A 13,089-nucleotide genomic window follows, 5' to 3' on the forward strand; every position below is an offset into this window, starting at 1 on the left:
CATGAAAACCAAAGCTCTCGTCACTATTCTTTACATCGTTTTCTTGCTGTTACCGATCTACTGGTTGCTCAACATGTCCTTGAAAACGAACGAGGAAATTCTCAGTACCTTTAGCCTTTGGCCACAGGATCTGACCTTTGCCAACTATATGGTGATCTTTACAGACCCAAGCTGGTACAACGGTTACATAAACTCGACAATCTATGTGGTGTTGAACACGATCATTACCCTGTTGGTTGCCTTGCCTGCGGCTTACGCATTCTCGCGCTATAACTTTATGGGCGATAAGCATCTATTTTTCTGGCTTTTGACCAACAGAATGGCACCGCCAGCGGTTTTTGCCTTGCCGTTCTTTCAGCTTTATTCGGCTGTGGGATTATTTGATACGCACATAGCGGTGGCCTTGGCACACTGTCTGTTTAACATTCCCTTGGCGGTCTGGATTCTCGAAGGCTTTATGTCTGGTGTCCCGCGTGAAATTGATGAAACCGCTTATATTGACGGCTATTCGTTCCCGCGTTTCTTTACCCGTATTTTCACACCGATGATTTCTTCGGGTATCGGCGTGGCTGCATTCTTCTGCTTCATGTTCTCTTGGGTTGAATTGTTGCTGGCCAGAACGCTGACTTCTGTTGATGCCAAGTCAATTTCCGCGACCATGACACGTACCGTGTCTGCGTCGGGGCTTGATTGGGGGGTGCTGGCAGCGGCCGGGATACTGACTATTATACCGGGTATTCTGGTGATCTATTTTGTTCGTAACTATATCGCCAAGGGCTTTGCCCTAGGCCGGGTTTAAAGGGGAGTCCGTATCATGGAATTGAACTGGATGGCCTGGACTTGGCCAACGGCTACTTTCTTTATCATCATTGCAACAACGCTTGTTGTTATGACGGTATTGGCAATCAAATTCCCCGAAAGGGAAAAGGTTGGGATTCTTAATATTCCAACCACGCGTGGGGATCGATTGTTTATTACACTACTGGGCAGTGCTTTTATTCACCTCGGTTGGCTTCTGATGTCAGATATCCAACTGTGGGGAGCCCTCGTCGTAAGCGCTGTCTACGCATTCATCGTGTTTAGATGGGTGTAAACACCTAGAGGGAAAATGTGGGGTGACGAGGCAAACTCGTTTACTGAATGAAGCAACAGGGAGATATAATAATGAAGTCCCGTTATATTGGCGGCGCTCTAACAGCCGTCGCTTTGGTTCTTTCATCTGGTGCAGCTCATGCGGATGCAGCTGCAGCGAAGAACTGGGTAGAAAATGAATTTCAGCCTTCGACTTTGTCCAAAGCTGATCAAATGAAAGAAATGGAGTGGTTTGCAAAAGCTGCTGAGCCTTTCAAAGGTATGGAAATCAATGTGGTTTCCGAAACCATTACAACGCACGAGTACGAATCAAAAACTCTTGCCAAAGCTTTCTATGAAATCACAGGCATCAAGGTTAACCATGACCTGATTGGTGAAGGCGATGTTGTTGAAAAGCTGCAAACACAGATGCAGTCCGGTAAAAACATCTATGATGCCTACATCAACGATTCAGATCTTATTGGTACGCACTATCGTTACCAACAGGTTGTGCCGCTTTCTGACTGGATTGCAGGTGAAGGTGCTGAAGTAAGTAATCCTGATCTTGATTTGGGTGATTTTATCGGTACATCTTTCACAACAGGTCCGGATGGCAAGCTTTATCAGCTTCCTGCTCAACAGTTCGCGAATCTATATTGGTTCCGTTATGACTGGTTCTCTGATCCGGATATCAAAGCTAAATTTAAAGCAAAATACGGCTATGATTTGGGTGTTCCGGTTAACTGGTCTGCCTATGAAGATATCGCAGATTTCTTCACAAATGATGTGAAAGAAATCGACGGTAAGCCTGTATATGGCCACATGGATTACGGTAAAAAAGATCCATCTCTTGGCTGGCGTTTCACAGATGCGTGGCTGTCCATGGCTGGTGCTGGCGACAAAAACATTCCAAACGGCATTCCTGTTGATGAATGGGGCATCCGTATGGAAGGCTGTAGCCCAGTTGGTTCTTCCGTTGCACGTGGTGGCGCGACAAACGGTCCAGCTGCTGTCTATTCCGTGTCCAAATATGTTGATTGGCTTAAAGCTTACGCGCCGCCATCTGCACCGGGCATGACCTTTGGTGAAGCTGGTCCAGTTCCTGCGCAGGGTGCTGTTGCTCAGCAGATCTTCTGGTACACTGCCTTTACTGCCGACATGGTGAAAGACGGTCTTCCAGTTGTGAACGAAGACGGTACACCAAAATGGCGTATGGCACCTTCTCCACACGGTCCTTATTGGGAAGAAGGACAGAAGCTTGGTTATCAGGATGCTGGTTCTTGGACTCTTATGAAATCCACACCAGTTGATCGTCGTAAAGCTGCATGGCTCTACGCACAGTTCACTGTTGCCAAAACTGTTTCTCTGAAGAAAAGTCACGTTGGTCTAACTTTCGTACGTGAAAGCGATATCCAGCATGAATCCTTCACAGAGCGTGCACCGAAACTTGGTGGTTTGGTCGAATTCTATCGTTCACCTGCTCGTCTTCAGTGGACACCAACAGGTATCAACGTTCCTGACTATCCAAAACTTGCACAGCTATGGTGGCAGAACATTGGTGATGCGAGCTCTGGTGCAAAAACACCTCAGGAAGCTATGGATGCACTTGCAGCTGCTCAGGATAAAGTTCTTGGTCGTCTGGAACGCGCAGGCGTACAGGGCGAGTGCGGACCTAAGCTGAACGAAGAAAAAGAAGCCAGCTACTGGCTGAATCAGCCTGGTTCTCCTAAAGCCAAATTGGCCAACGAGAAACCACAGGGTGAAACAGTTGATTATGACGAGCTTGTTAAAAGCTGGAACTAATTAACGCATTTCCTTGCGAATAGAAGGGCCGGAGGTTTTTCCTCCGGCCCTTTTTCTGTTTTTGGTGGTATTCTTTACCGCACGAGGATGTCGTCGAAGTACACGAAAAAAGACAGTACAGCCACTTTCTCGGCCGTTAAAGTCATTGGTCCTAGTCTGGGGTTGAGCAGTGCTTTTTTAACGCAAAGTCATGCAACTTCTGACAATTATCTTGTTGTAAACGCGCAAATTTACACTGTTGATAAGAAAATGCCATAGGCCGAAGCTGACTTTGGTGTGCTGGACCGCAATATTTTGGATATACCGATAAATGAGATCGGGTCTGTGAATGTAGAGGCAACACTTCTTGGCGGAGAACCGATTTATGATCCGAAAGGTTTGTTCGATTGATCTGCATCCTGCGTCTTGGTTCCAGCTCTTGACCCCAGGGTTTTGAACGGCGATAAAGCCTTTTCTTAAATCTTACTATCAACCGCTATTGGAATGGATCTTTTCCCATGAAGCGTATCTTCTCGGGCGTGCAGCCCACAGGGAACCTACATCTTGGCAACTATCTCGGCGCTATTCGTAATTTTGTGCGCCTTCAGGACGACTATGAGTGCATCTTCTGTGTCGTTGATATGCATGCCATTACTGTCTGGCAAGATCCTAAGCAGTTGATTGATAATACACGTGAAGTTGCGGCGTCATATCTGGCGGCGGGTGTTGATCCTGAAAAGCACATTATTTTTAATCAGTCACAAGTTTCTGCCCACGCCGAGCTTGGCTGGATCTTTAACTGTGTTTCCAGGATCGGCTGGTTGAATCGGATGACGCAGTTTAAAGATAAAGCTGGGAAGAACCGTGAGAAAGCATCCACAGGTTTGTATGTTTATCCAAACCTGATGGCGGCGGATATTCTTGCCTATAAGGCAACCCATGTGCCGGTCGGTGAGGACCAAAAGCAGCATCTTGAGTTGACGCGTGATATCGCCATTAAGTTCAATAATGATTTCAATGTTGATCTTTTCCCTGTACCGGAGCCACTTATTTTTGGTGCTGCTACACGCATCATGTCTTTGCGTGACGGTAGTAAAAAGATGAGCAAGTCTGATCCATCGGATTACAGTCGTATCACCATGATGGACGATGCAGATACCGTTGCCAAAAAAATCAAGAAGGCAACTAGTGATCCACATTTAATCCCCGGTGCTGAAGTGTTGGATGAAAATGGTAAGTTGCTTGATGACGCCCGCAGAGAACGTCCGGAAGCTTTTAACTTGCTGTCTATCTACGCGGCATTAAACGACAAAGAGCTTTCTGATGTCCTGGGTGAATTTGAAGGTAAAGGCTTTGCTGATTTTAAAAAATCCCTGACAGAAGTTGCGGTTACCAAGTTGGGACCAATGGGGTCGGAAATGAAACGATTGATGGACGACAAATCCTATGTTGATTCCGTGCTCAAACAAGGGGCAGATCGAGCTGCTAAGCTAGCAGAACCTGTGATGAAAGAAGTTTTTGAAGCTGTTGGTTTTTTACGGCCGTAACAAGTAAAAGCTTATCGTTACATGGAGCCAGTATAAAAAATATTTGGCCCCAGATGTATTATGAAAAGGGTATCAGGTTTGTTTCTGATGCCCTTTTCTTTTAGGGAAGCGTTTGAAAAGAAAAGCAGTGGTGTGTTTTTATAATTGGTCAAATTAAAAAAATATTAAGCAAAAAGTTGAAAAATAAAGAAAATATTCAATGGAGCCCCTTTTCCTTTTTTGTGAAGCAGGATAGATTCCTTTAGGGGTGCTCCCTTGAAAGCCTATGAATAAAAACTTTCTGTCTGAAACGATAGAACAGGGTAGAGCTAAATGAATACCTGTGAAAAGGGCGACTGACGGCAATGCAAATCTATCTGCCGATCGCTGAGATATCTGTTGACATAATCCTCTTATTGGCAATGGGGGGCGGTGTCGGACTGCTTTCGGGGATATTTGGTGTTGGGGGCGGTTTTTTGATGACACCAATCTTGATCTTTGTCGGCGTTCCTCCTGCCGTTGCCGTTGCAACACAAGCAAACAATGTGATCGCGTCGTCGGTTTCTGGTGTTTTTGCCCATTGGAAACGGGGAAATGTTGATTTCCTGATGGGCTGGATATTGCTGGTTGGCGGCTTTATTGGGTCCACACTCGGTGTTGGCTTGTTTACTTTCCTAAAAAGTCTTGGCCAAATTGACTTAGTTATTAATCTTTCCTATGTGGTTTTTCTGGGTACGATCGGGCTTTTGATGATGCTCGAAGGTATCAAGGCTGTGTTCCGGCGCAGAAAGTCCGGGGGTATTTCCCGTGGCAAGTTGCATGAACATAACTGGTTCCATGGTTTGCCGCTAAAAATGCGCTTTCGTAAATCCCGGCTTTATATTTCGGCGCTTCTGCCGCTAGGTATTGGTTTTTTTGTTGGTGTTCTCTCTGCCATTATGGGGGTTGGTGGTGGGTTCATTCTTGTGCCGGCAATGATCTATATGTTGGGTATGCCTACAGCGATGGTGATTGGAACATCGCTTTTCCAGATTATCTTTGTTGCTGCGAACGTGACTTTTTTACAAGCAGCTCAGAACCAGACGGTTGATGTTGTTCTCGCACTTTTACTGTTGGTTGGCTCTGTCCTCGGGGCACAGGTTGGTACGCGGATAGGGGCTAAAATGCAGGGTGACTGGTTACGCCTGTTGCTGGGGATTCTGGTTGTTATGGTTTGCGGTAAACTGTTCCTTGATCTTTTGATTGAACCCGCTGATCTCTATGTTCTGGAGATGGTGTGATGATAACGCGTGCGACATCTCGGAGATACCGACTTTTTCCTGATAATAAAGCCTGCTCATTAAATGCTCTTTTGATGATTGTTTTATCATTTCTTTTTGTTTTGTCAGGAAAAGAGACGAAGGCCATTGAGGCGGATCTTTCCAGTCACCTTGTGGCAATTACGGCCGGATTTTCAGGTGATCGCATTCTTTTGTTTGGCAGTATTAATTCCCCGGGTGAAGTCATTGTCGTTGTGAGAGGGCCGGATACGGACTTTAAAGTACAGCGAAAAGGGCAGATCGCCGGAATCTGGATGAATACGGCGTCAATGAAGTTCGAAAGTGTGCCGAGTTTTTATTCCATAGCTTCAACGGGCCCAATTGACGAAATATCCTCTTCGGCGACACGCGCGCTTAATGCCATCGGCTTTGATAATATTGGCCTTGAGCTTCCGGTAACAAAAGCTGCGGGGAAATTGGCCGATTCATGGAAAGAAGCTTTACTTCGGAACCTGCTGCGTAGTGGTAATTATCAGCTGGAAAACGCGGAAATAGTTTTTTTAGGCGAACATTTATTTCGAACAGAATTTGAATTGCCTGCTAACGTGCCGACTGGGACGTATTCCGTCAGTGTTTATCATTTGCGTGATGGGCAAATCATTGACGCGCGAACGACACCCCTAACGGTATCAAAAATAGGGGCCGAAGCGGAAATTTATGACTATGCACACCTTCATAGCGCGATGTATGGTATTATTGCCATTGTGATTGCTTTGGTATCCGGCTGGATCGGTCATTTAATTTTCCGCAAGGGATAAGGTATGAGTGAAGCAGAATCGACAGAATTGAAAATTGATCAAGAGACTGACGGCAAAAAATGCCGCAATCATGGATCTACAGATCGGATTTTCCTTGTCGTCGTCGATGACAGTGATGAGATGTTGCAGGCCATGCGCTTTGCGTGCCGTCGTGCACTTCATACGGGTGGGCGGGTTGCGCTTTTGTATGTCATTGAACCTGCCGAGTTTAATCACTGGGCGGCTGTCGGGGATCTGATGCAAGAAGAAGCCCGGGAAGAAGCCGAAGCTTTGTTGAATAAACTTGGCGAAGAAGTCCTTGAATACTCAGGGCAAATCCCTGTTCTTTACATGCGCGAAGGCGATCGGCGTGATGAGCTGGTCAAGCTTGTAAATGAAGACGATCAAATTTCTATCCTTGTTCTAGGCGCGAGTTCTGGCTCTGGGGGACCTGGACCTCTTTTGACTGCGCTGATGGGGAAACATATTGGTAAGTTACGTGTGCCAATAACAGTTGTGCCTGATAATTTAGAGCCTGCTGAAATCGACGAAATCAGTTAAAGAAATATTCTATATGAATATTCATTGTGGATAGGGGCTTGAATAGCCCCTATAAGATTACATATAAGAACAACAATCATAGACCGATTTTTAAACGAGCAAGATATGTTTATCCAAACAGAACAGACGCCAAACCCAGCTACGCTAAAGTTTTTACCGGGATGTCCGGTACTTGACGGTGGTACGGCTTTCTTTGAAGCAAAAGAAGCGGCTTCAAATTCTCCTCTTGCTCTAAGATTGTTCGAAATCGAAGGCGTTACCGGGGTGTTTTTTGGCGGTGATTTTATTACGATCACCAAGGCAGAAGACAAAGAGTGGTATATCCTGAAACCCTCTATCCTTGGTACGATTATGGAGCATTTCACAGCGGGACGCCCAGTTATTACGGATGCTTCCGAGGCAATGTCTTCTCACGCTGAAGCAAGTGATGAAGACGATGATGAAATTGTATCCCAGATTAAGGAATTACTTGATACACGCGTTCGACCGGCTGTTGCGCAGGACGGTGGGGATATCGTTTTCCATGGGTTCGAAAACGGTATCGTTTACCTGCATATGCAGGGGGCGTGTGCGGGGTGCCCAAGCTCGACAGCGACCTTGAAGATGGGCATTGAGAACATGCTGCGTCATTACATTCCTGAAGTATCTGAAGTGCGCGCCAGTGCTTAACTAGTATTATAATTACTTAGGCGCGATCAGATTTTCTTTAAAAAAATTAAAAGCCTGGAGTTGGTTTCAACTTCGGGCTTTTTTTATTGGCTTTAGGTTTTTAATTCAGGGGATGTAATATTGTTGCCCAAACCAACGCCAGCGCCCATCAGGGCCGAGCATGGTACAGTTGATACGCGCTCGACCAGTTTTGAATGGTTCTTTTAATCTAACCTCAATACGCCCCCCACCCAGTTCTTGTAATGTAAGTTCGCCCTGAGAACTATAGCAGTTTAGCCCTCGATAGGATCCGTCTGCACGGGGAGTAATTTGTGAACCGATGGTAAACCCGATGAGGGGTGGATTTGTCGCTTCACTGAGGGTTAAGTTTTCGGGTAAAACGGCTGATACGGGTAATGGTAAACTGTTGATGGCTAGTTTGAATCGTTCCAATGTGCCAAAGCGGTCATTGAATGGATAGCGCGGTAAAGCCATCAGATTGGAATTGAGATCAATGGCTCCGGAATGCTGACCAAAGGCTGCTTTAAAACCTGCGGCTCTTAAAACATTTTGCAGGTTATTACTGATCTCGCCATAGGGGTAAGCAAATAGATTTGGCTGTTTACCCAAAGCGCGTCTGAAAGTTTGATTCGATTGATCAATAATCTGTTTCTGTTCTTGTTGTGGTAAGTGGGCAATATGCCTGAGTTCGCTGGCGTGATTTCCTATGGTTACAAGAGGATCCGATGCCAGCTCTCTTATTTGAGACCAGGTCATATACCCGACCCGATTTTGGTCTACTGCAGATGTCGTTACAAATACAGTTATAGGAAGATTTGCTTTTTGTAGGGCGGGCCAAGCTGTTTCGTAGAAAGAAAGATAGGCATCATCTATTGTTATTGAAACGGCACGATCCGGCAATGGTGAACTATTTTTGAGGGCATCAACGACATCTAGAAGAGGGATCACGTTGTACTGTTTGTTTTGAAGCTCTTGGATATGATCAGCAAAGATGGAGAGAGCGGTGCTGGTCGTTGGGTATTTACTTTCTTCAAAGCGTTGATACATAACAACAACGGCACCGTTCTTATTAACGCCTTCAATAGACTTTTTCGCTTCTTGTGTTGAAGCGGTCTTTTCAAAACCAATTAGGCCAAGGGTGAATGCGAGGAAAAAGGAAAGTAATTGAAAACGGTGTTTTTTAAGCATTGTCGATAATTCTGCTTCTTTGCTCTTTAATGTTACTTTAATGCCAGCCCTAATAAGAGGCGATCACTGATGGTCTTCAATTGTAACAAAGTAGCATCAAGGATATAAGCCATAATGTTGTTTTGTCTTTTAAGCTATGAGCTATGTTAACCTGAGTGTCAAAGGGATGGTTTCACGATAATGCAGGCTGATAATTCATTGTTGCTTGGTTTGGATACCGCGGGGTCTTCTTGTTCCGTTGCTATTATGGACAAAGGCCAAGTATTGGCTTCACGTATAGAGACAATGCGGCGTGGTCAATCAGAGCGCCTTTTGCCAATCGTGCAAGAGATTTTGGATGAAGCAGGGAAAGAGCTGCTGGATATGGCAGGGTTTGCTGTTACGACAGGCCCAGGCGGATTTACTGGTGTGCGTATTGGTTTAGCCGCAGCTCAGGGTTTTGCACTTGCCTGCGATAAGCAACTTGTCGGGGTTAATAATTTTAAAGTTCTTGCCCGCGGCGTGACGTCGGTTGAAAAGGCTGCAGATACTCAAATCGTTGTCATCATTGATGCTAAACGTGCAGATTTGTTTGTTCAAAGCTTTGATTCAAAACTGAATCCGTTAACAGAGCCGTTTGCTGCGCTTCCAGAAAACTTAAGTGATCTTTTGCCAGAGGGTAATTTACTTTTGGTTGGGGGTGGTATTGATCAGGCATATGACGACTTGATAAAAGCAGGAAGAAAGATAGCAATTTCAACCTCATTTGCGAATGCTGATGCTCAAAATTTGTTGTTATGTGCCGTTGAGCATCAGCTTTTTGACGGGAAAAATAAGTCGGTTGAGCCGCTGTACTTGCGGGCGCCGGATGTTTCCTTACCTAAAAACAAGCCGACGTTCTAGATGATGGCATGAGCGAAGCAGAGGAAATCATTCTGTGTGGCATTGAGCATGCTGAATTGTTGGCAGAAATGCATTCAAGGTCATTTGCCGGGGCTGCATGGAATGCTAAAGATTTTTTGGAATTACTTGTTCAAAAAACAAATAAGGGGTTTATCTATTGTAATAATAGGAAGCCGGTAGGGTTTATTATTTGGCAAGAAGTTGTTGGAGAAGCTGAAATATTGACATTTTGCGTTGACCCAGATTTCCGAAGGTTGGGCTATTCAACAAATATAATCGCTAAATTATTTGAGTACCTTAATCAAGTATCTGTTAATAAAATGTTTTTAGAGGTTTCCGAAGATAATATTATTGCGCTATCGCTCTATAAGGCGATGGGATTTGTGGAAATCGCTCGAAGATCCAAATACTACCACAAACCGGATGGTTCAACTGTTGATGCAGTTATCATGTCTGCGGATATTTAAATGACTTCAGGTGTTATTGTTGATAAATAAAAGAATATAAATATTTTATCGAAACTAACTTGAAATTTGTAAGAAATAACTTTAATTCACCTATTGGTATGTTATGAATTAAATAATATTTTGATCATTACAAGATAACTTTATATTGGGAAAGAACAGTCATACTATGTCTGAAGATAACTCCTCGTTAGAATTAGTCGAGCTTACTACTAGTCTTGTTTCCGCACATGTTTCCAACAATTCTGTTGCCGTAGCAGACTTGCCTCAATTAATCCGCGAGGTCTATGGCACCCTGTCCACATTGGGTCAGGAAGAAAAGAAAGAGCCCGAGCGTCCTACGCCAGCTGTATCTATTAAAAAGTCCATTACACCAGAATTTATTGTATGTCTCGAAGACGGTAAGAAGCTTAAAATGCTTAAACGCCATTTGAAAACAGCCTATAATATGACACCGGAAGAGTATCGCGAGCGTTGGGGCTTGCCGCAAGATTATCCAATGGTTGCGCCTAACTATGCAAAACAACGTAGTTCTTTGGCGAAACAGATTGGCTTGGGGACAAAAGCAAACAGGACCAAGTAATCAATTTTCTTTGAACTGGTTAGACGTAAAAAATGCGCTATCGGGCTTTTCTCGGTAGCGCATTTTGTGTAAATTAGAATTATTCAAAAAAGTACTGTATCCATTAACGATGAGTTCAGGGTAATTATGGCATCAAAACTGGAAGTTCTTTGTGCTGAAAAAGGTCTCAAGATGACCGAGCAGCGAAGAGTAATTGCAAGGGTTCTTTCTGATTCTACGGACCATCCTGATGTGGAGCAGGTTTATCACCGTGCTTCCAAGCTAGATTCGAAGATATCTATCGCGACGGTCTATCGGACTGTGAAGCTGTTTGAAGAAGCCAATATTCTCGAGCGTCATGACTTTGGGGATGGCCGCGCCCGTTACGAAGAAGTCACAGAGCGGGTTCACGATCATCTTATCGATGTAAATTCTGGTGAAGTTTTGGAATTTTCTGATGACGAAATTCACGAACTTTTGAATAAGATGGCGCAAAAGCTTGGTTATCGCTTGATCGATCATCGCCTTGAACTTTATGCTGTGCGTGAAGGCTGTAGTGCAATAAAATAGACACAATTTTCTGGCACAGTCCTCGACATGTTTAAAATCGCCATGTTTATTTCCAGGGAACACGCTGAGCATGAATGAGGGTACTTCACGACCCGTCGATGTAACTGCGGGACAACTTACGATCCGTTTGGCCGAGAGCGAACGGGAGATTTTGGCTGCGCAAAATCTGCGATATGATATTTTTTATCGTGAAAACTCTGCACAACCTACTCCTGAGATGGCAGCAGAGAATCGGGACTTTGATAGCTTTGATCCTTTTTGCGATCATCTGCTTGTTTTTGATAATGACCGGGGCACTGGCCCAGACGCTGTTGTTGGCACTTATCGTGTAATGAGGCGTGAAGGCGCGAAAAAACGGGGGCAATTTTACTCGGTTGATGAATTCAACCTGGAAAAGCTGCTGAACTTTGATGGCGAAATTTTAGAGCTGGGGCGGTCCTGTATTGATCAGGAATATCGACGTGGTTCAACGATGCAACTTTTATGGCGCGGTATCGCCCAGTATGTTTTCACTTATGACATTCGTTACATGTTTGGCTGCGCAAGTTTGCACGGCATTGACCCAGAGCAAATGAAGCTGCCGTTATCCTATCTATACCACAATCACTTGGCGGATACAGATATTCGCCCCAAAGCCCTGCCGGAAAGATTTAGTTCTATGGATCTTATGCCTGCTGATCAGATTGATCCGAAGGCTGCAATCAAAGAGCTTCCGCCTTTAATTAAGGGGTATCTCAGGCTTGGTGGTGTTATTGGAGATGGCGCTGTGATTGATGAGCAATTCGGCACTACGGATGTTTGCGTGATTGTCGAGACAAGCCGGGTAACAGATAAATATTATAAACATTATCGCCGTGAAACGGACAATGCAGCTGAACAGGTAGCATGATATGTCGGACATTGCTGTAGCTTCTGGTTTGGGTTCTGATTTAAGAGCCTCATGCCGTTTGGTTGTCTATGTCCTGTTCACTTTAGCCTTGATGCCGTTACAGCTTTTGCTTTTACTCTTACGTTTGCCTGGACGGTATAAGCTACCTCTCTGGTATCATAATTCGACGTGTTTTTTTAATGGTATTAAGATCGTCACCCGGGGCCAACAAAGTACGCGCCAACCGACACTGTATGTATCCAATCATGTTTCTTATCTGGACATTTCTGTTTTGGGTAGCCTGATTGACGGGCATTTTGTGGCGAAGTCCGAAGTTGGTAACTGGCCATTTTTTGGATGGCTGGCGAAGTTATCCGGTACGGTTTTTATTCAACGTCGTCGCCATAAGTCCAGCGAAAGTCGTGACAACATGGCAAAGCGACTTGGAAATGGGCGCGATCTGATTTTATTTCCCGAGGGAACTTCAAGTGATGGTACGCGGGTTTTACCTTTTAAATCGGCACTCTTTTCAGTTGCTCAGGTCTCGAAAAACGATAGCCCCTTGCTGGTTCAGCCAATCTCTATTACATACACCCGGTTGGATGGTATGCCGATGGGTCGTTTGTGGCGGCCCTTTTATGCTTGGTATGGTGATATGGAATTGCCTGGGCATTTATGGCATGCGCTGGCGATGGGGGTTTTAACTGTAGAGGTTGAGTTCCTAGAGCCAGTAGAAGCGAGTTCCTTCGCGAATAGGAAAGCAATGGCCAGTCACTGTCATAAAGCAGTATCTAGCGGCGTTTCCAATGCCCTGAGAGGGCAGCGATTACCGATAGCTTCAAATCCCAACAGATGGTAATTTAACAAGGTGTTTGAACGGTTTGTCATAA

15 protein-coding genes are annotated in these 13,089 nt (G+C 44.9%); 14 read left to right on the plus strand and 1 reads right to left on the minus strand.

What is annotated here, in order from left to right; genetic code table 11:
- Position 1 precedes the first annotated feature (1 nt).
- From ACN0W5_RS00725 to ACN0W5_RS00760, 8 genes are all read left to right on the plus strand, one after another.
- On the plus strand, positions 2-799 hold the full coding sequence (locus ACN0W5_RS00725; RefSeq protein WP_047764155.1) for a carbohydrate ABC transporter permease: 798 nt from the start codon (positions 2-4) through the stop codon (positions 797-799).
- 15 nt (positions 800-814) lie between these two features.
- Positions 815-1,093 carry a DUF2160 domain-containing protein gene (locus ACN0W5_RS00730; RefSeq protein WP_156176779.1) on the plus strand — a complete coding sequence of 93 codons (279 nt, stop codon included), beginning with the start codon at positions 815-817 and terminating at the stop codon, positions 1,091-1,093.
- A gap of 71 nt (positions 1,094-1,164) precedes the next feature.
- A complete protein-coding gene (locus ACN0W5_RS00735; RefSeq protein WP_417452369.1) occupies positions 1,165-2,874 on the plus strand; it encodes an ABC transporter substrate-binding protein in 1,710 nt (569 codons plus the stop codon).
- A gap of 497 nt (positions 2,875-3,371) precedes the next feature.
- Complete coding sequence (gene trpS / locus ACN0W5_RS00740) at positions 3,372-4,400, plus strand: tryptophan--tRNA ligase (protein WP_417452370.1); 1,029 nt, start codon at positions 3,372-3,374, stop codon at positions 4,398-4,400.
- Between the two features lie 344 nt (positions 4,401-4,744).
- A complete protein-coding gene (locus tag ACN0W5_RS00745) occupies positions 4,745-5,659 on the plus strand; it encodes a sulfite exporter TauE/SafE family protein (RefSeq protein ID WP_417452371.1) in 915 nt (304 codons plus the stop codon).
- Positions 5,659-6,456, plus strand: a complete 798-nt coding sequence (locus ACN0W5_RS00750; protein WP_417453108.1) for a TIGR02186 family protein — start codon at positions 5,659-5,661, stop codon at positions 6,454-6,456. The genes ACN0W5_RS00745 and ACN0W5_RS00750 overlap by 1 nt, the downstream gene beginning before the upstream one ends.
- Positions 6,457-6,459: 3 nt before the next feature.
- Positions 6,460-6,996: a universal stress protein gene (locus tag ACN0W5_RS00755; RefSeq protein WP_417452372.1), complete on the plus strand. Its 537-nt coding sequence runs from the start codon at positions 6,460-6,462 to the stop codon at positions 6,994-6,996.
- A gap of 105 nt (positions 6,997-7,101) precedes the next feature.
- Positions 7,102-7,665 (plus strand): NifU family protein, encoded by a 564-nt coding sequence (locus ACN0W5_RS00760; protein ID WP_085902610.1) that lies wholly within the window; start codon positions 7,102-7,104, stop codon positions 7,663-7,665.
- 105 nt (positions 7,666-7,770) lie between these two features.
- Here the strand turns inward: ACN0W5_RS00760 and ACN0W5_RS00765 are convergent, their stop codons facing one another.
- A complete protein-coding gene (locus ACN0W5_RS00765; protein WP_417452373.1) occupies positions 7,771-8,853 on the minus strand; it encodes a polysaccharide deacetylase family protein in 1,083 nt (360 codons plus the stop codon).
- A 180-nt stretch (positions 8,854-9,033) separates the two neighbouring features.
- Between ACN0W5_RS00765 and tsaB the strand changes: the two genes are divergently transcribed.
- From tsaB to ACN0W5_RS00795, 6 genes are all read left to right on the plus strand, one after another.
- Complete coding sequence (tsaB, locus tag ACN0W5_RS00770; RefSeq protein ID WP_417452374.1) at positions 9,034-9,735, plus strand: tRNA (adenosine(37)-N6)-threonylcarbamoyltransferase complex dimerization subunit type 1 TsaB; 702 nt, start codon at positions 9,034-9,036, stop codon at positions 9,733-9,735.
- A gap of 8 nt (positions 9,736-9,743) precedes the next feature.
- Positions 9,744-10,202: a ribosomal protein S18-alanine N-acetyltransferase gene (gene rimI, locus ACN0W5_RS00775; protein WP_417452375.1), complete on the plus strand. Its 459-nt coding sequence runs from the start codon at positions 9,744-9,746 to the stop codon at positions 10,200-10,202.
- A 166-nt stretch (positions 10,203-10,368) separates the two neighbouring features.
- Positions 10,369-10,782 (plus strand): MucR family transcriptional regulator, encoded by a 414-nt coding sequence (locus ACN0W5_RS00780; RefSeq protein WP_299379549.1) that lies wholly within the window; start codon positions 10,369-10,371, stop codon positions 10,780-10,782.
- Between the two features lie 126 nt (positions 10,783-10,908).
- On the plus strand, positions 10,909-11,331 hold the full coding sequence (locus tag ACN0W5_RS00785; protein ID WP_299379548.1) for a Fur family transcriptional regulator: 423 nt from the start codon (positions 10,909-10,911) through the stop codon (positions 11,329-11,331).
- 70 nt (positions 11,332-11,401) lie between these two features.
- On the plus strand, positions 11,402-12,220 hold the full coding sequence (locus ACN0W5_RS00790) for a GNAT family N-acetyltransferase (protein ID WP_417452376.1): 819 nt from the start codon (positions 11,402-11,404) through the stop codon (positions 12,218-12,220).
- 1 nt (position 12,221) lies between these two features.
- Positions 12,222-13,058: a lysophospholipid acyltransferase family protein gene (locus ACN0W5_RS00795; RefSeq protein ID WP_417452377.1), complete on the plus strand. Its 837-nt coding sequence runs from the start codon at positions 12,222-12,224 to the stop codon at positions 13,056-13,058.
- Positions 13,059-13,089 lie beyond the last annotated feature (31 nt).

Source organism: Kiloniella sp. (assembly GCF_048270245.1).
Taxonomy (GTDB): domain Bacteria; phylum Pseudomonadota; class Alphaproteobacteria; order Kiloniellales; family Kiloniellaceae; genus Kiloniella.